Raw genomic sequence first — 21,121 nt, forward strand, 5'->3', positions numbered from 1 at the left:
TTTGGCCGTTACTTTAGCAAATTTCCCGCCTGTCGCGGCCTATGGCTGCAATCAGCTAAGGTTTTTTTTCAACGTCTCTGTCCCAAACGCCGGGTGCCAGCTGGTTCTTAATCTCCGGGAAGCGGTTGGGATTGAAAATAGGCGATATGCCCAGCTTTTGCTGGCGAAGATAATCTGCTGCTATCGCTTTCACCACCGGTGAAAGCAGCAAGATCGCCGTGATATTGGTTATCGCCATAATCGCCATCGCCACGTCTGCCAACTGCCAGACCAGCGGCAGCGCAGCCTGAGTTCCGAACATCACCATTGCGAGTACCATAAAGCGCAGTAGAAATTTCAGTGCGCGGCTGTCCTGGTTCAGAAAGAGCAAATTGTTCTCGGCGTAGGTGTAATTTGCCATGATAGACGTGAAGGCGAACAGGAAAACGATCACCACGATAAAACCGCTGCCCCAGCCGCCCACGGCTGAGCTGAGCGCCTGTTGAACCAGGATAATGCCGCTACGTGACGTTTCAATGCCGTCCATCATGCCGGACATCAGCACAATGGCGGCTGTCGCGGTGCAGATAATCACCGTATCAATTAACACGCCAAACATTTGCACCACGCCCTGAGTGGCCGGGTGTGGAGGCCATGCGGCAGCGGCTGCGGCGGCATTCGGCGTGGAGCCCATGCCCGCTTCGTTAGAAAACATCCCGCGCTGGAAGCCATTGGTGATGGCCTGGCTGACGGTATAACCCAGCGCGCCCGAAGCGGCTTCGTGCCAGCCAAAGGCGTGGCTGAAAATCAGCCTGATGACTTCGGGGAAACGTTCAATATGCAGCCCCACAACATACAGGCTCATGCATACCCAGAGTAAGGCCATCAGCGGCACCAGCCACTGGGAGAGGCGAGCAATGGTCCGCATTCCTCGCCAGATGACTAGCGCGGTAACAGTCACCAGGAAAAGGCCCACCCAGATTTTTGGCACGTCAAACGCGTAGTGAGTGGCAATCGCGATAGAGTTGGCCTGTACGGCGTTGAACACCATGCCGAAGGCAACGATCAAAAAGACGGAAAACAGCACGCCCATCCAGCGCATACCAAGCCCGCGCTCCATATACCAGGCCGGGCCGCCGCGATAGTTTCCTTCTTTGTCGCGGGTTTTATAGAGCTGGGCGAGGGAGCATTCTGCGAAGGCGGTGGCCATGCTGAGTACGGCGGCAACCCACATCCAGAACACCGATCCGGGGCCACCAGCTGAGATGGCCAGCGCAATGCCCGCAAGGTTACCGCTGCCGACGCGCGCGGCAAGGCTGGTGCAAAGAGCCTGGAATGAGGATATTCCGGAAGGATCCGGCGAGTCGCTGTTGCGCAGGAAAAGGCGCAGCCGGGTAAAGTAACGGAACTGGACGAAGCCGCTGCGGAAGGTGAACCAGATGCCCGCGCCAATCAGCAGCCAAAGCAGGACCGAGCCCCAAAGCACCTCGTTGATAAATAATAAAAAATCTGTCATTAACGTCCCTCTTGTTAATGCGTGATGGCGGCGAGGTTGACGGGCCCGGGCCATGCAATCCATTACGTTACAGATAAATTGGCGGTCGAGTTTAGCATATTCTCGCCCACTGGACGGACAGCACTTGTCGCGGTTGCACCTGATGGGCGGCGTGATATCATCAAGCCAGACCGGTTACATCTCCCTAACAAGCTACACCTGAAGAGAAACACTCATTATGACGGATAAATTGACTTCTTTGCGTCAACTGACCACCGTGGTTGCTGACACCGGAGATATCGCGGCGATGAAGCTGTACCAGCCGCAAGATGCTACTACCAACCCTTCTCTGATCCTTAACGCTGCGCAGATCCCTGAGTACCGTAAACTGATTGACGAAGCGATTACCTGGGCTCGTAGCCAGAGCAACGATCGCGCTCAGCAGGTGGTTGACGCTTCCGATAAGCTGGCTGTAAATATCGGCCTGGAAATTCTGAAGCTGATCCCTGGCCGTATTTCTACCGAAGTGGATGCTCGCCTGTCCTATGACACCGAAGCCAGCATCGCGAAAGCCAAACACCTGATCAAGCTCTACAACGACGCGGGCATCAGCAACGATCGCATCCTGATTAAACTGGCTTCTACCTGGCAGGGCATCCGCGCTGCAGAGCAGCTGGAAAAAGAAGGCATCAACTGTAACCTGACCCTGCTGTTCTCCTTCGCTCAGGCTCGTGCCTGTGCTGAAGCTGGCGTATTCCTGATTTCTCCGTTTGTTGGCCGTATCCTTGACTGGTACAAAGCTAACACCGACAAGAAAGAGTACGCACCGCAGGAAGATCCAGGCGTGGTTTCCGTGACCGAAATCTACCAGTACTACAAGCAGCACGGTTATGAAACCGTGGTGATGGGCGCAAGCTTCCGTAACGTCGGTGAAATCATCGAGCTGGCTGGTTGCGACCGCCTGACCATTGCTCCTGCGCTGCTAAAAGAGCTGGCAGAAAGCGAAGGTACCATCGAGCGTAAGCTGAGCTACACCGGCGAAGTGAAAGCGCGTCCTGAGCGCATCACCGAGTCTCAGTTCCTGTGGCAGCACAACCAGGATCCAATGGCCGTAGACAAACTGGCGGACGGTATCCGTAAGTTTGCAATCGACCAGGAAAAACTGGAAAAAATGATCGGCGATCTGCTGTAATCATTCTCGTGGCCGGCTTGCGTCGGCCACGCTTTTCACCGCTTTCCCTGTCTGCAACGCCTTTCCCCGTGTATCATTCCTCTCAGACTTGCTGATTTCCAGGATTGATATGAATACCTTACGCATTGGACTCGTGTCCATTTCAGACCGCGCTTCCAGCGGCGTTTATCAGGATAAAGGCATTCCTGCGCTGCAAGAGTGGCTCGAACAGACGCTGACAATACCTTTTAAGATAGAAACCCGTCTGATCCCTGACGAACAATCCATCATTGAACAAGCGCTCTGCGAGCTAGTGGATGAAATGGCCTGCCATTTGGTGCTGACAACCGGTGGGACCGGACCGGCGCGTCGTGACGTAACGCCGGATGCTACGCTTGCCGTTGCCGATCGTTTAATGCCCGGCTTTGGCGAACAGATGCGTCAGATCAGCCTGCATTTTGTCCCGACGGCGATCCTCTCTCGTCAGGTAGGCGTCATTCGTAAACAGGCCTTGATCCTCAACCTTCCGGGGCAGCCAAAATCTATTCAGGAAACGCTGGAAGGCGTGAAAGATGAAAACGGCAAGGTTGTGGTGCCAGGGATTTTTGCAAGTGTACCGTATTGTATACAGTTGCTGGATGGGCCTTATGTTGAAACGCATGACCATGTGGTAGCAGCTTTCCGTCCTAAAAGTGCTCGTCGCGAGATAAAACCCTGAATAATTAGCTTTTGTGACATAAGATCGAATTGGTATGGAGTGTGAACATTTTACCGTTATAGTAACTCTGGCTTTACAGCTAAACGGAAAAAATAATTAACACTCCTCTTTACAAGCGGTCCCCTATGTCAAAACAGCACGTCAGACCTCTTAACCGGCAGGATTATAAAACCCTGACCCTTGCTGCCCTCGGCGGCGCCCTCGAATTCTACGACTTCATTATCTTCGTCTTCTTTGCGGCAGTGCTGGGAGAGCTCTTCTTCCCGGCTGATATCCCGGAGTGGCTGCGCCAGGTGCAGACATTCGCTATTTTCGCGGCCGGTTATCTTGTGCGCCCACTGGGCGGGGTTGTGATGGCGCACTTTGGCGATCTGGTCGGCCGCAAAAAGATGTTTACCCTCAGCATTCTGCTGATGGCGGTACCGACGCTGGCCATTGGTTTGCTGCCGACGTATGCCTCGTTAGGCATTGCGGCTCCGTTGTTGCTGTTGCTGATGCGTATTCTGCAGGGGGCGGCAATCGGCGGCGAAGTGCCGGGCGCCTGGGTGTTTGTCTCTGAGCATGTGCCGGATAAGCGGATTGGTATTGCCTGCGGCATTTTGACGATGGGTCTGACCGTCGGGATTCTGTTGGGCTCCGTAGTGGCAACCATTATTAATACTTCCATGACCCAGCAGGCGATTCATGATGGCGGTTGGCGCATTCCTTTCTTCCTTGGCGGGATTTTTGGCCTGGTGGCGATGTATCTTCGCCGCTGGTTGCGTGAAACGCCAATCTTCCTCGAAATGCAGCAGCGTAAAGCGTTGGCTGAGGAGCTGCCGCTTAAGTCAGTAGTGGTTGGGCATAAAAAAGCAGTGGTTGTTTCTATGCTGCTGACCTGGCTGCTCTCCGCCTGCATCGTAGTAGTGATTTTGATGTCACCGATTTGGCTGCAAAAACAGCATGGGATCGCGCCTGCCTTAACGCTACAGGCAAACAGTATTGCCACGATTATGCTGTGCGTGGGTTGTCTGCTGGCAGGGCTGGCGGCTGACCGCTTTGGCTCAGGGAAAACCTTTACCGTCGGCAGCGTCTTGCTCGCCATCTGTAGCTGGATGTTTTATCACCTGAGTGGGACGCATCCGGAACATCTCTTCTTGCTCTATGGCCTGGTTGGGTTGAGCGTGGGGGTGGTTGGCGCGGTGCCATTTGTTATGGTGCGAGCCTTCCCGGCGCAGGTGCGATTCACCGGAATTTCGTTTTCTTACAACCTGTCCTATGCCATTTTTGGCGGCCTGACGCCGATTGCGGTCACTATGCTAATGGGCGTTTCGCCGATGGCCCCGGCCTGGTATGTGTTGGCGCTTGCTATCGTGGGTTTGGTGATGGGGATTTGGCTGAGAAAGGATATTCATCATCAGGATAAGATAGAAGAAGGGGCTCTGACGCCTTCCTGAATAAAAAAACGCGGAGCAAGGCTCCGCGTTTTGCTTTCCGCTAAAGGAAGATTAGTGCTTTTCGCCGATCGGCAGCACGGTGCGGCCAAACTGCTCGTTCAGCACTTCACCCATCGCCAGGTAGATAGCGCTTGCGCCACACACCAGGCCAATCCAGCCCGCGACTTTCACAATACCTTCGTTATCTGCCAGGTGGCCAAACGCCAGCAGGGCGAACAGCACGGTCAGGCTGGCAAAGACGAACTGCAGCATACGTGGTGCTTTCAGAGTACCGAAGAACATGAACAGGGTGAAGACACCCCACAGGCCCAGGTACGCGCCAAGGAAGTGGCCATTGGCCGCATCGCTAAGGCCCATTTTAGGCATCAGCAGAATCGCCACCAGCGTCAGCCAGAAAGAGCCGTATGAGGTGAAGGCGGTTAAACCGAAAGTGTTCCCTTTTTTAAACTCCAGCAGGCCCGCGAAGATTTGCGCGATACCGCCGTAGAAAATCCCCATCGCGAGGATAGTAACGTCAAAACCAAAAATACCTGCGTTATGCAGGTTGAGCAAAATGGTGGTCATGCCGAAGCCCATTAAGCCCAGGGGAGCTGGATTAGCCAACTTAGTGTTGCCCATAGTTCCTCTGAAAAATTCATCTGAAATGTAGTGTTAATTAACGCCCTGCCGCCGGGAGTCCGGTTGCGGGCGCGGCATAATAATCAGGCAGCACGTCGCCGTCTATGATCTGAGCGGGGGGAAAGCTGAAAATTTTTTTTCACCTGCCCCTTGATGGCAAGCGTTGCGACCCCATCTTGTATGCAACCGCAGTTGGCGGACCTGAAAAAAAACGCTTCGGGCAGTTGAAACAGACGCTTTTGCCCGCATAACAGGTTCACAACCACATGATGACGAATTTTTAGTGGAGACGTTTAGATGGGTAAAATTATTGGTATCGACCTGGGGACTACTAACTCTTGTGTCGCGATTATGGATGGTACAACTGCTCGTGTGCTGGAGAACGCCGAGGGCGACCGCACCACGCCTTCTATCATTGCTTACACGCAGGACGGCGAAATCCTGGTAGGTCAGCCGGCTAAACGTCAGGCAGTGACTAACCCGCAAAACACTCTGTTTGCGATTAAACGCCTGATTGGCCGTCGCTTCCAGGACGAAGAAGTGCAGCGTGATGAAGCCATCATGCCTTACAAAATCATCGGCGCTGACAACGGCGACGCATGGATTGACGTAAAAGGTCAGAAAATGGCACCGCCGCAGATCTCTGCTGAAGTGCTGAAGAAAATGAAGAAAACCGCTGAAGATTACCTGGGTGAGCCGGTAACCGAAGCTGTTATCACCGTTCCAGCATACTTTAACGATGCTCAGCGTCAGGCAACCAAAGACGCCGGCCGCATCGCAGGTCTGGAAGTGAAACGTATCATCAACGAACCAACCGCTGCCGCACTGGCTTACGGTCTGGATAAAGAAGTTGGCAACCGTACTATCGCGGTTTACGACCTTGGTGGTGGTACTTTCGATATCTCTATTATCGAAATCGACGAAGTTGACGGCGAGAAAACCTTCGAAGTTCTGGCAACCAACGGTGATACCCACCTGGGTGGTGAAGACTTCGACAGCCGCATGATCAACTACCTCGTTGACGAGTTTAAGAAAGATCAGGGCATTGACCTGCGTAACGATCCGCTGGCAATGCAGCGCCTGAAAGAAGCGGCAGAAAAAGCAAAAATCGAGCTTTCTTCTGCACAGCAGACCGACGTGAACCTGCCGTACATCACTGCAGACGCGACCGGTCCAAAACACATGAACATCAAAGTGACTCGTGCGAAACTGGAATCCCTGGTCGAAGACCTGGTGAACCGTTCTATCGAGCCACTGAAAGTTGCCCTGCAGGATGCTGGCCTGTCCGTTTCCGATATCCAGGACGTTATCCTGGTCGGCGGTCAGACTCGTATGCCAATGGTGCAGAAAAAAGTTGCTGAGTTCTTCGGTAAAGAGCCGCGTAAAGACGTTAACCCGGATGAAGCTGTTGCTATCGGTGCAGCGGTTCAGGGCGGCGTGCTGACCGGTGATGTAAAAGACGTACTGCTGCTGGACGTTACCCCGCTGTCTCTGGGTATCGAAACCATGGGTGGCGTGATGACTGCGCTTATCAGCAAAAACACCACCATCCCGACCAAGCACAGCCAGGTGTTCTCTACCGCTGAAGACAACCAGTCTGCGGTAACCATCCATGTGATTCAGGGTGAACGTAAACGTGCATCCGATAACAAATCACTGGGTCAGTTCAACCTGGACGGGATCAGCGCGGCACCGCGCGGTATGCCACAGATCGAAGTCACCTTTGACATTGATGCTGACGGTATCCTGCACGTTTCTGCAAAAGACAAAAACAGCGGTAAAGAGCAGAAGATCACCATCAAGGCATCTTCCGGTCTGAACGAAGACGAAATCCAGAAAATGGTTCGTGATGCAGAAGCTAACGCCGAAGCTGACCGTAAGTTCGAAGAGCTGGTTCAGACCCGTAACCAGGGCGACCATCTGCTGCACAGCACCCGTAAGCAGGTTGAAGAAGCAGGCGACAAACTGCCAGCTGACGACAAAACTGCTATTGAGTCTGCGCTGACTGCGCTGGAAGCGTCGCTGAAAGGCGAAGATAAAGCGGACATCGAAGCTAAAATTCAGGCTCTGGCTGAAGTTTCCCAGAAGCTGATGGAACTGGCTCAGCAGCAGCACGCTGAGCAGCAGGCTGGCAATGCTGCTGATGCAGGCAACGCTAACGCCGGTAAAGACGACGATGTTGTCGATGCCGAGTTCGAAGAAGTTAAAGATAAAAAATAATCGCCCTGATGCAGGGTAATTAACCGGCACGGGCGCGGAGTTTACTCCACGCCCGTGCTCGTATGTTAAGGGCAGAAAAAAGAGATGGCGAAGAAAGACTATTACGAGGTTTTAGGCGTTCCGAAGTCAGCGGAAGAGCGTGAAATCAAAAAGGCTTATAAGCGCCTGGCGATGAAGTTCCATCCGGACCGTAACCAGGGCGATAAAGAGGCCGAGGCGAAGTTCAAAGAGATCAAAGAAGCCTACGAAATCCTTACCGACGCTCAAAAACGTGCGGCGTACGATCAGTACGGCCATGCTGCGTTTGAACAAGGCGGTATGGGCGGTGGTGGCGGCTTTGGCGGCGGCGGTGCGGACTTCAGCGATATCTTTGGCGACGTATTTGGCGACATTTTTGGCGGCGGACGCCGTCAGCGTGCGTCTCGTGGTGCAGACTTGCGCTACAACATGGACTTAACGCTTGAGGAAGCGGTTCGTGGCGTCACCAAAGAGATCCGTATCCCGACGCTCGAAGAGTGCGAAGTTTGCCACGGCAGCGGCGCGAAAAAAGGCTCTTCTCCGCAGACCTGTCCAACCTGCCACGGGCAGGGCCAGGTGCAAATGCGTCAGGGCTTCTTCACCGTGCAGCAAAGCTGTCCGCACTGTCAGGGCCGCGGTACCATCATTAAAGATCCGTGCAATAGCTGCCACGGCCACGGCCGAGTAGAGAAAACCAAAACGCTGTCGGTGAAAATCCCGGCGGGCGTGGATACCGGTGACCGTATTCGTCTGTCTGGCGAAGGCGAAGCGGGTGAACACGGTGCGCCATCAGGCGATCTGTACGTTCAGGTTCAGGTGAAACAGCACCCAATCTTCGAACGTGAAGGTAATAACCTGTACTGCGAAGTGCCGATCAACTTCGCAATGGCTGCGCTGGGTGGGGAAATTGAAGTCCCAACCCTGGACGGGCGGGTTAACCTCAAGGTTCCGGGCGAAACGCAAACCGGCAAGCTGTTCAGAATGCGCGGTAAAGGCGTGAAGTCCGTGCGAGGTGGTGCGCAGGGTGATCTGCTGTGCCGCGTTGTTGTAGAGACGCCGGTTAGTCTTAACGAAAAGCAGAAAAAGCTACTGCGTGACCTGGAAGAGAGCTTCGGCGGCCCTACCGGGGCGAACAACAGCCCGCGCTCGAAGAGCTTCTTCGACGGCGTGAAGAAATTCTTTGATGATTTAACTCGGTAATTTCTTCCTGTTGTTATGCTTCAAAAAACCTGAACTGCTTCATTCGGTTCAGGTTTTTTTTATGCCTTTTTATATCGATCGGTTTTTTCGATCGTTACTTGCAATATAAGCTGTTTTTAACGATGTGTCATTATCGCTATGCTGGCTACCCTATTAGTGTTCAGGATGAATACGCTACTTAGAGAGTTGGGTGAAATAATGACTAAAAATCTGCAACGTTTTTTTCAGAATGATGCCGCCGGCGGTATTTTTTTGATTGTTGCCGCCGCGCTGGCAATGCTGCTGGCGAATATGAATGCGACCAGCGCCGGCTACGAGGCGTTCCTTGCCACGCCTGTTGAAGTGAGAATTGGGCCGCTGGATATCAGTAAAAATCTGCTGCTGTGGGTGAATGATGCCCTGATGGCGATTTTCTTCCTGATGATTGGCCTTGAGGTGAAGCGGGAAATGGTTATTGGCTCACTGGCCGATCGCCGTCAGGCTTCATTCCCGGTCATTGCTGCCCTTGGCGGGATGGTCGTGCCGGCTCTGCTTTATCTGGTTTTCAACTATGCTGATCCTGTAACGCGTGAAGGGTGGGCGATACCTGCGGCAACGGATATCGCGTTTGCTTTGGGGATCCTGGCGCTTCTGGGCAACCGTGTTCCTCTGGCGTTGAAAGTCTTCCTGATGGCGTTGGCGATCATTGACGACCTTGGGGCGATTGTAATTATTGCGCTGTTTTATACCCACGATCTCTCGATGATGTCGCTGGGCGTTGCGGCGGCAGCTATTGTCGTACTGGCATTGCTGAACCTGTTCAACGTGCGCCGTACCGGAGTTTACATTCTGGTGGGCGTCATATTGTGGACGGCAGTACTGAAGTCGGGCGTGCATGCCACGCTTGCGGGCGTGATTATTGGGTTCTTTATTCCGCTGAAAGAAGAGAAAGGACGCTCGCCAGCTCAGGATCTGGAGCATGTGCTGCATCCATGGGTGGCTTTCTTGATTCTGCCGCTGTTTGCTTTTGCCAATGCCGGCGTTTCTCTCAGCGGAGTGACGGTGCAGGGGCTAACGTCGCTTCTGCCGCTGGGGATTATGGCCGGTTTGTTTATCGGTAAGCCGCTGGGCATTAGCCTGTTCTGCTGGCTGGCGCTCAAGTTTAAACTTGCCTCGCTGCCAGAGGGAACCAGTTTCAGGGATATCATGGCGGTAGGCGTGCTGTGTGGCATAGGGTTTACGATGTCTATCTTTATCGCTTCGCTGGCCTTTGGCGACGTTGACGCGGAGCTGATTACCTGGGCGAAGCTGGGGATACTCCTGGGATCGTTGCTCTCTGCTGTCGTCGGTTTCATGATGCTAAAAGCACGATTGCCTAAGGCGACTTCATGACGTTACTGGCTGCCGGGTCATCGTCAGATGACCCGATAATGGATTAATTCTCAGGGAGTGAAGGGCATGTCCCATATCAATTACAATCATCTTTATTATTTCTGGCACGTTTGCAAAGAGGGGTCGGTTGTCGGTGCCGCTGAGGCGTTGTTCCTGACCCCACAAACAATCACCGGGCAAATAAAAGCGCTTGAAGAACGCCTGCAAGGGAAGCTTTTCCGCCGTCAGGGAAGGGGGCTTGTCCCTTCGGAGCTGGGGCAACTGGTCTTCCGCTACGCCGACAGGATGTTTACCCTGAGCCAGGAAATGCTGGATATCGTTAACTATCGCAAAGAGGCTAACATCCTGTTTGATGTTGGCGTCGCGGATGCGCTGTCCAAACGTCTGGTTAGCGGCGTGCTGGATGCAGCAGTCGTTGGGGATGAGCAAATTCATCTGCGCTGTTTTGAATCCACCCATGAAATGCTGCTCGAACAGTTGAGCCAGCATAAACTGGACATGATCATTTCGGACTGCCCAATTGACTCGACTCAGCAAGAAGGGCTGTTTTCGGTGAAGCTTGGCGAGTGCGGGATCAGCTTCTGGTGTAAAGGTCCGGCGCCGGAGCTACCTTTCCCCGCCTGCCTTGAAACTCGACGCCTTCTTATTCCTGGGCGCCGTTCTATGCTGGGGCGCAAGCTTCTCAACTGGATTAACATCCAGGGGCTGAAGATTGAGATTCTGGGCGAGTTTGATGATGCCGCGCTGATGAAAGCGTTTGGTGCAGCGCACAATGCTATCTTTGTTGCTCCGACGTTGTATGCACGGGATATCTACAGTGATGACGACGTCGTTGAGATTGGCAGAATGGATAACGTGCTGGAGGAGTATCACGCCATCTTTGCTGAACGCATGATCCAGCATCCTGCGGTGCAGCGTATCTGCAGCAAAGATTACTCAGCGCTGTTTAAAGTTGACTGAATGACAGGCATAAAAAAACCGGCGTTAGCCGGTTTTTTTATCAAAGCTCACAGCAAAAAGGCGATTAAGCCAGTTTGTTGATTTGCGCAGTCAGGTTTGCTTTATGACGCGCAGCTTTGTTTTTGTGGATCAGACCTTTAGCAGCCTGACGGTCCACGATTGGTTGCATTTCGTTAAATGCTTTCTGTGCAGCAGCTTTATCGCCAGTTTCAATCGCTGCGTATACTTTCTTGATGAAAGTACGCATCATAGAGCGACGGCTTGCGTTGTGCTTACGAGCCTTTTCAGACTGTACGGCACGTTTCTTAGCTGATTTGATATTAGCCAAGGTCCAACTCCCAAATATGATCTATGTGGACAATTCAAAGGCCGAGGAATATGCCCCGTTAGCCTTCTTTTGTCAATGGATTTGTGCAAATAAGCGTCGTTAAATTTCCGACACCTCTTACGTGTGATGGCGCGGATTCTACCAGCATCAGGCTTCGGAATACAGTCTTTCGCATCAAAATTCGTCAAGACAAATGCGAAGTCTGCGCAAAGCCCTTCCCAGTACAATGAATTCATTCAAGCTTTACGTTAAAGGCGGTAATCGCCGGTTAACCTTAATCGCGGTAGTTGGTATAATCCGCCAATTTCCACTGTTTTGAGCCAGCCATGAAGCTGATACGCGGTATACATAATCTGCGCCGGGAGCACCACGGGTGTGTACTCACCATTGGTAATTTCGACGGCGTGCATCGTGGCCATCAGGCGCTGTTAAAGGGCCTGTGCGAAGAAGGGCGTGCGCGCAATCTTCCGGTAATGGTCATGATTTTTGAGCCTCAACCGCTCGAATTGTTTGCACCGGAAAAAGCGCCTGCCCGGCTGACTCGCCTGCGAGAGAAGCTGCGCTATTTGGCCGAGTGCGGCGTGGACTACGTCCTGTGCGTGCGCTTTGACCGTCGCTTTGCCGGACTGAGTGCACAAAACTTTGTCAGCGACCTTCTGGTTGACCGACTCGGGGTGAAATTCCTCGCGGTGGGGGATGATTTCCGCTTTGGCGCTGGCCGCCAGGGGGATTTCTTGTTATTACAGAAGGCTGGCCGCGAATACGGTTTTGATATCACCAGCACCCAAACGTTTTGCGACGATGGGGTGCGTATCAGCAGTACCGCAGTGCGCCAGGCGCTGGCCGATGATGACCTGCAGCAGGCCGAAAATCTGTTGGGGCATCCGTTTATGATCTCCGGCCGTGTCGTGCATGGGGATGAGCTGGGCCGTACTATTGGCTTCCCGACCGCAAACTTGCCGCTGCGTCGCCATGTTTCCCCGGTAAAAGGGGTTTATGCGGTGGAAGTCTCAGGCCTTGGTGAAACGCCAATTGCCGGCGTGGCAAACATCGGGACTCGCCCTACGGTGGCGGGAATACGCCAGCAGCTTGAAGTCCATTTACTGGACGTTGTAATGGACCTTTATGGTCGCCATATAGAAGTAGTGCTGCGTAAAAAGATACGTAATGAGCAGCGATTTGCTTCACTTGATGAGCTGAAGGCGCAAATCGCCAGAGATGTGGTGTCAGCCCGAGAATTTTTTGAGTCAAATGCCTGAAAGGCTAACCGAAATACGGAACCGAGAATCTAATGAGTGACTTTAAATCTACCCTAAATTTGCCTGAAACAGGGTTCCCGATGCGCGGCGACTTAGCCAAGCGCGAACCGGGCATGCTGGCGCGTTGGAATGATGACGATCTGTACGGCATCATCCGTAATGCGAAAAAAGGCAAAAAAACCTTTATTTTGCATGATGGCCCTCCTTATGCGAACGGTAGCATTCACATTGGTCACTCAGTTAACAAGATTCTGAAAGATATTATTATCAAGTCCAAAGGGCTCTCTGGCTTCGACTCGCCGTATGTGCCGGGCTGGGACTGTCACGGCCTGCCTATCGAGCTTAAGGTTGAGCAGGAATTTGGCAAACCGGGTGAGAAATTCACCGCAGCAGAATTCCGTGCAAAATGCCGCGAATACGCCGCTAATCAGGTTAACGGCCAGCGCGAAGACTTCATCCGTCTGGGCGTGCTGGGCGACTGGTCTCGCCCTTACCTGACCATGGACTTCAATACTGAAGCCAACATCATTCGTGCACTGGGCAAAATCATCGGCAATGGTCACCTGCACAAAGGTGCTAAGCCGGTTCACTGGTGCGTTGACTGCCGTTCTGCGTTGGCAGAAGCCGAAGTTGAGTATTACGACAAAACGTCCCCGTCCATCGACGTGACGTTCAATGCTGTTGATGCCGATGCGGTGAAAGCTAAGTTTGGTGCTTCTGCCGTTAATGGCCCGATTTCTCTGCTTATCTGGACCACAACGCCGTGGACCCTGCCAGCTAACCGCGCTATCTCTCTGGGCGCTGAGTTCGATTACGTGCTGGTGCAGATTGAAGGCCAGGCGCTGATCGTAGCGAAAGACCTGCTGGAAAGCGTGCTGAAGCGCGCTGGCGTAACTGATTACCAGGTTCTCGGTACCGTGAAAGGCGCTGAGCTTGAGCTGCTGCGCTTTAAGCACCCGTTCATGAGCTTTGACGTGCCGGCTATTCTGGGCGATCACGTCACTCTGGACGCGGGTACCGGTGCGGTACACACCGCCGGTGGCCACGGCCCGGACGACTACACCATCAGCCAGAAATACGGCCTGGAAATCGCTAACCCGGTTGGCCCGGACGGTAGCTATCTGCCGGGGACCTATGAAGGTCTGGACGGCGTTCAGGTGTTCAAAGCGAACGACCTGATCGTTAACATTCTGCGTGATAAAGGTGCTCTGCTACACGTTGAAAAACTGCTGCACAGCTACCCACACTGCTGGCGCCACAAAACGCCGATCATCTTCCGTGCAACGCCACAGTGGTTTATCAGCATGGATCAGAAAGGCCTGCGCGCGCAGTCCCTGAAAGAGATCAAAGGCGTGCAATGGATCCCTGACTGGGGCCAGGCGCGTATCGAATCTATGGTGGCAAACCGCCCTGACTGGTGTATCTCGCGTCAGCGTACCTGGGGCGTGCCGATGTCCCTGTTCGTGCACAAGGATACCGAAGAACTGCATCCACGCTCGCTCGAGCTGATGGAAGAAGTCGCTAAGCGCGTTGAGCAGGACGGTATCCAGGCGTGGTGGGATCTCGATCCGCGCGACATCATGGGCGACGACGCAGACAACTACGTTAAAGTGCCGGATACCCTGGACGTTTGGTTCGATTCAGGATCGACTCACTCTTCCGTTGTCGACGTACGTCCAGAATTCCATGGCCACGCAGCGGATATGTACCTGGAAGGTTCGGATCAGCATCGCGGCTGGTTCATGTCCTCCCTGATGATTTCCACGGCGATGAAAGGCAAAGCGCCTTACCGTCAGGTACTGACCCACGGCTTTACCGTGGATGGTCAGGGCCGCAAGATGTCCAAATCTATCGGTAACACCGTTAGCCCGCAGGATGTGATGAACAAACTCGGCGCGGACATTCTGCGTCTGTGGGTGGCCTCTACCGATTACACCGGCGAAATGGCCGTTTCCGACGAGATCCTGAAACGCTCCGCTGACGCTTACCGCCGTATCCGTAATACAGCTCGCTTCCTGCTGGCCAACCTGAACGGCTTCAATCCAGAAACCGACATGGTGAAACCGGAAGAAATGGTGGTGCTGGATCGCTGGGCCGTTGGCTGTGCGCAAGAAGCTCAGGCGGATATCATCGCCTCTTACGAAAACTACGATTTCCACGAAGTGGTGCAGCGCCTGATGCGCTTCTGCTCCGTGGAAATGGGGTCGTTCTACCTAGACATCATCAAAGACCGCCAGTACACCGCGAAAGCGGACAGCGTGGCGCGTCGCAGCTGCCAGACCGCGCTGTACCACATTGCTGAAGCCCTGGTTCGCTGGATGGCACCGATCATGTCCTTCACCGCCGATGAAATCTGGGGCTACCTGCCAGGCTCGCGCGAGAAGTACGTGTTCACCGGTGAATGGTACGAAGGTCTGTTTGGCCTGGCGGAAAGCGAAGCAATGAACGGTGAGTTCTGGGACACGCTGCTGACCGTTCGTGGCGAAGTGAACAAGGTCATCGAGCAGGCTCGTGCTGATAAGCGCATCGGTGGTTCTCTGGAAGCGGCAGTGACGCTGTACGCTGACGCAGAGCTGGCGGCGAAGTTGAACAGCCTGAGCGACGAATTACGATTTGTCCTGTTGACCTCCGGGGCTGCGGTTGCCGATTATGCGCAGGCGAGCGATGACGCTCAGCAGAGCGAAATCCTCAAGGGGCTGAAAGTAGCTCTGCGTAAAGCCGACGGTGAGAAGTGCCCGCGCTGCTGGCATTACACCACCGATATCGGTCAGGTAGCGGAGCACGCAGAAATCTGCGGCCGCTGTGTCAGCAACGTAGCCGGTGACGGCGAACAACGTAAGTTTGCTTGATGAAACCCATTTTCTCTACCGGATTGCGCTGGCTGTGGCTGGTGGTGGTAGTGCTGATTGTGGACCTGGGCAGTAAATATCTGATCCTCCAGCATTTCATGCTGGGGGATACGGTTTCGCTGTTCCCGTCCCTGAATTTGCACTATGCCCGTAACTACGGCGCGGCGTTTAGCTTCCTGGCCGATAAAGGCGGCTGGCAACGCTGGTTCTTCGCGGGTATCGCGATAGGTATCTGCGTGGCGTTGGTGTGGATGATGTATCGCGCTAAAGCTAGCCAGAAACTGAATAACATCGCCTATGCGTTAATCATTGGTGGTGCGCTCGGCAATCTGTTCGATCGCTTGTGGCACGGCTTTGTCGTCGACATGATCGATTTCTACGTTGGCGATTGGCACTTTGCCACCTTCAATCTGGCCGATACCGCAATCTGTATCGGCGCGGCGCTGATTGTGCTGGAGGGCTTCTTTGTCTCCTCTGACAAGCCCGCAAAGCAAAAAGGGTAATCCATGGCTGAGTCCGTACAAACCAACAGCGCGGTGCTGGTGCACTTTACGCTAAAGCTTGAAGATGGCTCCACCGCGGAGTCAACCCGTGCGAACGGTAAGCCTGCGCTGTTCCGCCTTGGGGATGAGACATTGTCCCCGGGTATGGAAGACCAGCTGGTTGGCCTGAAGGCTGGTGATAAAAAAGCTTTCTCGTTGGCGCCAGAATCGGCCTTTGGCATTCCAAGCCCGGACATGATTCAGTATTTTTCGCGTCGTGAGTTTGTTGAGGCGGGCGAGCCTGAGCCGGGTGCGATTATGCTGTTTACCGCAATGGATGGCAGCGAAATGCCGGGCGTGGTGCGTGAAGTTAACGGTGACTCTATCACCGTGGACTTTAACCATCCGCTGGCCGGGCAGACTATCCATTTTGATATTGAAGTGCTGGAAGTTAATCCGGTGCTGGAGGCGTTGAATGCAGATCCTGTTGGCTAATCCCAGAGGTTTTTGTGCTGGGGTCGACCGCGCTATCAGCATTGTCGAAAACGCGCTGCAAATTTACGGCGCGCCAATCTACGTTCGCCACGAAGTGGTGCATAACCGCTACGTGGTGGATAGCCTGCGAGCGCGCGGGGCGATTTTCATCGAGCAAATCAGCGAAGTGCCGGACGGCGCGATCCTGATTTTCTCGGCGCACGGCGTTTCTCAGGCGGTGCGTAACGAAGCCAAAAGCCGTGAGCTGACAGTGTTCGATGCCACCTGTCCGTTAGTGACTAAAGTGCATATGGAAGTGGCGCGTGCCAGCCGTCGTGGTGAAGAGTCCATTCTGATTGGCCATGCCGGCCATCCAGAAGTGGAAGGCACCATGGGCCAGTACAGCAACCCGAAAGGGGGCATGTACCTGGTTGAGTCACCGGACGATGTCTGGACGCTTGAGGTCAAAGACGAAAGCAATCTGTCGTTTATGACCCAAACTACGCTTTCCGTGGACGATACCTCGGATGTGATTGATGCCCTGCGTCAGCGCTTCCCGAAAATCATCGGCCCGCGCAAAGACGACATTTGTTACGCCACGACCAATCGTCAGGAAGCGGTTCGGGCGCTGGCCACGGAAGCTGATGTTGTGCTGGTGGTAGGCTCCAAAAACTCCTCGAACTCTAACCGTCTTGCCGAACTGGCGCAGCGGATGGGGAAAGCTGCCTGGCTTATTGATGATGCGTCTGATATTCAGGAGTCCTGGCTCAAAGACGTGAATTGCGTCGGCGTTACCGCCGGGGCTTCTGCACCGGACGTGTTGGTGCAGAATGTTATCACTCGCCTGCGTGAGCTGGGTGGGAGTGAAGCTCAGGAGCTGACCGGGCGCGAAGAGAACATCGTGTTTGAAGTACCTCGTGAACTGCGCGTGGACATCCGTGAAGTGGATTAGCGTCGCTGGTTTCCGTTTATGAGAAGATGCCAGCTGGTGTATGCCCGCTGGCATTTTTTATGGAGAAAAGCATGGCCAGAACCCCGATTATTCTTGATACCGATCCCGGTATCGACGATGCGGTTGCCCTTGCCGCGGCCTTATTTGCCCCCCAACTGGATTTGAAACTCATCACTACCGTGGCTGGAAATGTCTCGGTGGACAAAACTACGCGTAATGCCCTTCAACTGCTGGAGTTTTGGCAGAAAGAGACACCCGTGGCGAAAGGGGCTTCTGTCCCGCTGCTGCGTCCGCTGCGGGATGCCGCTTATGTGCACGGCGAGTCGGGGATGGAAGGGTATGTCTTCACCGAAACATCTCGTCGTGAACTGCCAATTCCCGCATTCCAGGCCATGCACGATTGTCTGAAAAGCAGCGACGAGCCGGTGACTCTGGTTACCATTGGTCCACTGACGAACGTCGCCATGCTGCTGACGCAGTACCCTGAATGTAAGACGCGTATTAAACGCGTGGTCATGATGGGCGGCTCTGCAGGGCGGGGCAACTTTACGCCGACGGCTGAATTTAATATGGCCATTGACCCTGAGGCGGCAGCCCGCGTCTTTGACAGCGGGCTGGATATCGTCATGTGCGGGCTGGATGTGACAAATCGTGCAATGCTTACGCCTGAATTTCTGGCTCAGTTGCCAGCATTGAATCGCACCGGGAAGATGCTGCACGCACTATTCACTCATTACCGCAGCGGAAGCATGGAAACCGGGCTGAGAATGCATGATTTGACCGCCATTGCGTGGCTGGTTAAGCCCGAACTGTTCCAGACATTCCCTTGCTTTGTCGCGGTAGAAACGCACGGCACCTATACCAGCGGAACCACAGTGGTGGATCTCGAACATCGTCTTGAACGTCCGGCAAACGCTCAGGTTGCGTTGGATATCGATGTTCCCGGTTTTCAGGCGTGGGTTTCTGACGTTCTGGCGCTGGCACCGTGAATAATTATCCCATTAAAAGCAGGGGAATTATCTGCGTAATTGATAACTGCCGGACCATGACAGTAAATTCTAATTATGGGTGTTTTCGGCTGGCGGCCTGCTAGAGGGCTGGTTAACCTGATAACGTTTTTACGAATTATTTAACCAAAGAGTAATGATATGCATGATGCACAGATTCGCGTAGCCATTGCGGGCGCGGGCGGCCGTATGGGGCGCCAGTTAATTCAGGCGGCTTTACAGCTGGATGGCGTTCAGCTTGGTGCAGCACTTGAGCGCCCGGGTTCTTCCCTGGTCGGTAGTGATGCGGGTGAGCTGGCCGGCGCGGCAAAAACAGGGGTGCTGGTCAGCGATAACCTGGATGCGGTCGCTAACGATTTCGACGTTTTTATTGATTTTACCCGTCCAGAAGGGACGCTGGCTCACCTGGCATTTTGCCTCAAGTATGGCAAAGGCATGGTCATCGGCACGACGGGTTTTGATGAAGCCGGCAAGCAGGCTATCAACGATGCGGCGCGTGAGATCCCGATTGTTTTCGCGGCAAACTTTAGCGTGGGCGTGAACGTCATGCTGAAGCTGCTGGAGAAAGCGGCAAAAGTCATGGGCGATTACACCGACATTGAAATCATCGAAGCCCACCACCGCTACAAGGTGGATGCCCCGTCAGGCACCGCGCTGGCGATGGGTGAAGCGATTGCTCAGGCGATGGACAAAGATCTTAAAGATTGTGCCGTTTATACCCGCGAAGGCCATACCGGTGAACGTGTGCCTGGCACCATTGGTTTTGCCACCGTGCGTGCGGGCGATATCGTCGGGGAGCATACCGCGATGTTTGCAGATATTGGCGAGCGGGTTGAGATTACCCACAAGGCTTCCAGCCGCATGACGTTTGCTAATGGGGCCGTTCGTTCAGCTTCATGGCTTAAAGGTAAAAAGAACGGTATTTTTGATATGCGAGATGTGCTAGATCTCAATAATTTGTAGTTAAACGCATCCTTATAAATGTGGTTGTTTGTTTTTAATTGATTGATTTTAGGGTGATTAATTTCACCCTTTTATTTTTTAAATGTTTGGTATTAATTTATGCATGTGAGACGTTAAAATAGTAGTTATTATCTGTTTTTGTGTTGTTGTAATGTTAATTTTGACCACTTGGTCCACTTTTTCACTACCCTCTCTCCACTTTTCCAGTATTCATGGTCGGCAACCGATTACTTTCCCCAGGTTAGCTGGTTATTTTGACCTTCAAATCAGATCTTTTTACTCTGAGCGGCAAAAGAGACATAAAAACTTCGTCTTAAGGTAGACTTTTACCCGGCTTGTCTCTAGAATGCCGCCGTTTGCCAAAAATCCGTAGGGCAGACGCTTTTTGCATTTGATTCAGGCGTTAGTTTTGAATTAATATGCGAATAAATTGAATGTTTATTCCCTGGAGGACGTTTTGATTAAGTCAGCGCTGTTGGTTCTGGAAGACGGAACCCAATTCCACGGTCGGGCCATTGGGGCATCGGGTACGGCAGTGGGTGAAGTCGTTTTCAATACCTCATTGACCGGTTATCAAGAAATCCTCACTGATCCTTCCTACTCCCGCCAGATCGTCACTCTTACTTATCCTCATATCGGTAATGTCGGCACCAATGAAGCCGACGAAGAATCCTCCCAGGTTCATGCGCAAGGCCTCGTCATTCGTGACCTGCCGCTGATTGCCAGCAACTTCCGCAGCACCGAAGACCTTTCTTCTTACCTTAAGCGCCATAACATCGTGGCGATTGCCGATATTGATACCCGTAAGCTGACCCGCCTGCTGCGTGAAAAAGGTGCCCAGAACGGCTGTATTATCGCGGGCGATAACGTAGATGCAGCCCTGGCGCTGGAAAAAGCGAAAGCGTTCCCTGGCCTGAACGGTATGGATCTCGCCAAAGAAGTCACCACGAAAGAAGCTTACACCTGGCAGCAGGGGAGCTGGACGCTGGAAGGCGACCTGCCAGAAGCGGCAAAAACCGAAGAGTTACCTTTCCACGTAGTGGCTTATGACTACGGCGCGAAACGCAATATTCTGCGTATGTTGGTGGACAGAGGCTGCCGCCTGACGGTAGTGCCTGCTCAAACGCCAGCGGAAGACGTGCTGAAGATGAACCCGGATGGCATCTTCCTTTCTAACGGCCCTGGCGACCCGGCACCTTGCGACTACGCCATCAGCGCAATCAAATCCTTCCTGGAGACAGACATTCCTGTCTTTGGTATCTGCCTTGGCCACCAGCTGTTGGCGCTGGCCAGCGGTGCCAACACCGTAAAAATGAAGTTTGGTCACCACGGCGGCAACCACCCGGTAAAAGACCTGGATAAAGACTGCGTGATGATCACCGCGCAGAACCACGGTTTCGCGGTTGATGAGGCCACATTGCCTGCTAACCTGCGCGTAACCCACAAATCACTGTTCGATGGCACCCTGCAGGGGATTCATCGTACCGATAAAGCCGCGTTCAGCTTCCAGGGGCACCCTGAGGCGAGCCCGGGGCCGCACGACGCCGCACCGCTGTTTGACCACTTTATCGATTTGATTAAGCAATACCGTTCTACCGCTAAATAATCAGGAGCCGAGAAG

The 21,121-nt window shown here is 53.6% G+C and carries 18 protein-coding genes; 15 read left to right on the forward strand and 3 right to left on the reverse strand.

Going from position 1 to position 21,121, the window contains the following annotated elements:
- Positions 1–55: 55 nt before the first annotated feature.
- Positions 56–1,495, reverse strand: a complete 1,440-nt coding sequence (locus LH23_RS08530; RefSeq protein WP_039290151.1) for an alanine/glycine:cation symporter family protein — start codon at positions 1,493–1,495, stop codon at positions 56–58.
- A gap of 217 nt (positions 1,496–1,712) precedes the next feature.
- On the opposite strand from LH23_RS08530, the gene tal reads away from it, so the two are divergent.
- From tal to LH23_RS08545, 3 genes are all read left to right on the forward strand, one after another.
- Positions 1,713–2,666, forward strand: a complete 954-nt coding sequence (gene tal, locus LH23_RS08535; protein WP_039290154.1) for a transaldolase — start codon at positions 1,713–1,715, stop codon at positions 2,664–2,666.
- Positions 2,667–2,775: 109 nt separating this feature from the next.
- On the forward strand, positions 2,776–3,363 hold the full coding sequence (mog, locus tag LH23_RS08540) for a molybdopterin adenylyltransferase (RefSeq protein ID WP_039290163.1): 588 nt from the start codon (positions 2,776–2,778) through the stop codon (positions 3,361–3,363).
- A gap of 125 nt (positions 3,364–3,488) precedes the next feature.
- Positions 3,489–4,799 (forward strand): MFS transporter, encoded by a 1,311-nt coding sequence (locus LH23_RS08545; protein ID WP_039290166.1) that lies wholly within the window; start codon positions 3,489–3,491, stop codon positions 4,797–4,799.
- Between the two features lie 51 nt (positions 4,800–4,850).
- On the opposite strand, the gene satP is transcribed toward LH23_RS08545, so the two are convergent.
- Positions 4,851–5,417: an acetate uptake transporter gene (satP, locus tag LH23_RS08550; protein ID WP_039290168.1), complete on the reverse strand. Its 567-nt coding sequence runs from the start codon at positions 5,415–5,417 to the stop codon at positions 4,851–4,853.
- Positions 5,418–5,714: 297 nt separating this feature from the next.
- Here satP and dnaK point away from each other — a divergent pair, with 297 nt between their 5' ends.
- The 4 genes from dnaK to nhaR all read left to right on the forward strand — a co-directional run bounded on the left by dnaK (position 5,715) and on the right by nhaR (position 11,186).
- On the forward strand, positions 5,715–7,637 hold the full coding sequence (gene dnaK, locus LH23_RS08555) for a molecular chaperone DnaK (RefSeq protein WP_039290171.1): 1,923 nt from the start codon (positions 5,715–5,717) through the stop codon (positions 7,635–7,637).
- An 84-nt stretch (positions 7,638–7,721) separates the two neighbouring features.
- Entirely contained in the window at positions 7,722–8,855 is a 1,134-nt protein-coding gene (dnaJ, locus tag LH23_RS08560; RefSeq protein WP_039290173.1) for a molecular chaperone DnaJ, read from the forward strand.
- A 198-nt stretch (positions 8,856–9,053) separates the two neighbouring features.
- On the forward strand, positions 9,054–10,226 hold the full coding sequence (gene nhaA, locus LH23_RS08565; protein ID WP_039290175.1) for a Na+/H+ antiporter NhaA: 1,173 nt from the start codon (positions 9,054–9,056) through the stop codon (positions 10,224–10,226).
- A gap of 66 nt (positions 10,227–10,292) precedes the next feature.
- On the forward strand, positions 10,293–11,186 hold the full coding sequence (gene nhaR, locus LH23_RS08570; RefSeq protein ID WP_039290176.1) for a transcriptional activator NhaR: 894 nt from the start codon (positions 10,293–10,295) through the stop codon (positions 11,184–11,186).
- A 64-nt stretch (positions 11,187–11,250) separates the two neighbouring features.
- Here nhaR and rpsT read toward each other — a convergent pair whose 3' ends face one another.
- Entirely contained in the window at positions 11,251–11,514 is a 264-nt protein-coding gene (gene rpsT, locus LH23_RS08575) for a 30S ribosomal protein S20 (protein WP_008461694.1), read from the reverse strand.
- Between the two features lie 326 nt (positions 11,515–11,840).
- Between rpsT and ribF the strand changes: the two genes are divergently transcribed.
- From ribF to carA, 8 genes are all read left to right on the forward strand, one after another.
- Positions 11,841–12,773 (forward strand): bifunctional riboflavin kinase/FAD synthetase, encoded by a 933-nt coding sequence (gene ribF / locus LH23_RS08580; RefSeq protein WP_039290180.1) that lies wholly within the window; start codon positions 11,841–11,843, stop codon positions 12,771–12,773.
- Positions 12,774–12,805: 32 nt separating this feature from the next.
- Entirely contained in the window at positions 12,806–15,622 is a 2,817-nt protein-coding gene (gene ileS / locus LH23_RS08585; RefSeq protein ID WP_039290183.1) for an isoleucine--tRNA ligase, read from the forward strand.
- A complete protein-coding gene (lspA, locus tag LH23_RS08590; protein ID WP_039290186.1) occupies positions 15,619–16,125 on the forward strand; it encodes a signal peptidase II in 507 nt (168 codons plus the stop codon). The genes ileS and lspA overlap by 4 nt, the downstream gene beginning before the upstream one ends.
- Positions 16,126–16,128: 3 nt before the next feature.
- On the forward strand, positions 16,129–16,599 hold the full coding sequence (gene fkpB / locus LH23_RS08595) for an FKBP-type peptidyl-prolyl cis-trans isomerase (protein WP_038475687.1): 471 nt from the start codon (positions 16,129–16,131) through the stop codon (positions 16,597–16,599).
- Positions 16,580–17,530, forward strand: a complete 951-nt coding sequence (gene ispH, locus LH23_RS08600) for a 4-hydroxy-3-methylbut-2-enyl diphosphate reductase (RefSeq protein ID WP_039290194.1) — start codon at positions 16,580–16,582, stop codon at positions 17,528–17,530. The genes fkpB and ispH overlap by 20 nt, the downstream gene beginning before the upstream one ends.
- Before the next feature lie 71 nt (positions 17,531–17,601).
- A complete protein-coding gene (gene rihC / locus LH23_RS08605; protein ID WP_039296470.1) occupies positions 17,602–18,519 on the forward strand; it encodes a ribonucleoside hydrolase RihC in 918 nt (305 codons plus the stop codon).
- Positions 18,520–18,678: 159 nt separating this feature from the next.
- Positions 18,679–19,500, forward strand: a complete 822-nt coding sequence (gene dapB, locus LH23_RS08610; protein ID WP_039290197.1) for a 4-hydroxy-tetrahydrodipicolinate reductase — start codon at positions 18,679–18,681, stop codon at positions 19,498–19,500.
- Between the two features lie 457 nt (positions 19,501–19,957).
- A complete protein-coding gene (carA, locus tag LH23_RS08615) occupies positions 19,958–21,106 on the forward strand; it encodes a glutamine-hydrolyzing carbamoyl-phosphate synthase small subunit (protein WP_039290200.1) in 1,149 nt (382 codons plus the stop codon).
- Positions 21,107–21,121: the final 15 nt, after the last annotated feature.

It is taken from the genome of Cedecea neteri (genome assembly GCF_000758305.1).
GTDB lineage: Bacteria > Pseudomonadota > Gammaproteobacteria > Enterobacterales > Enterobacteriaceae > Cedecea > Cedecea neteri_C.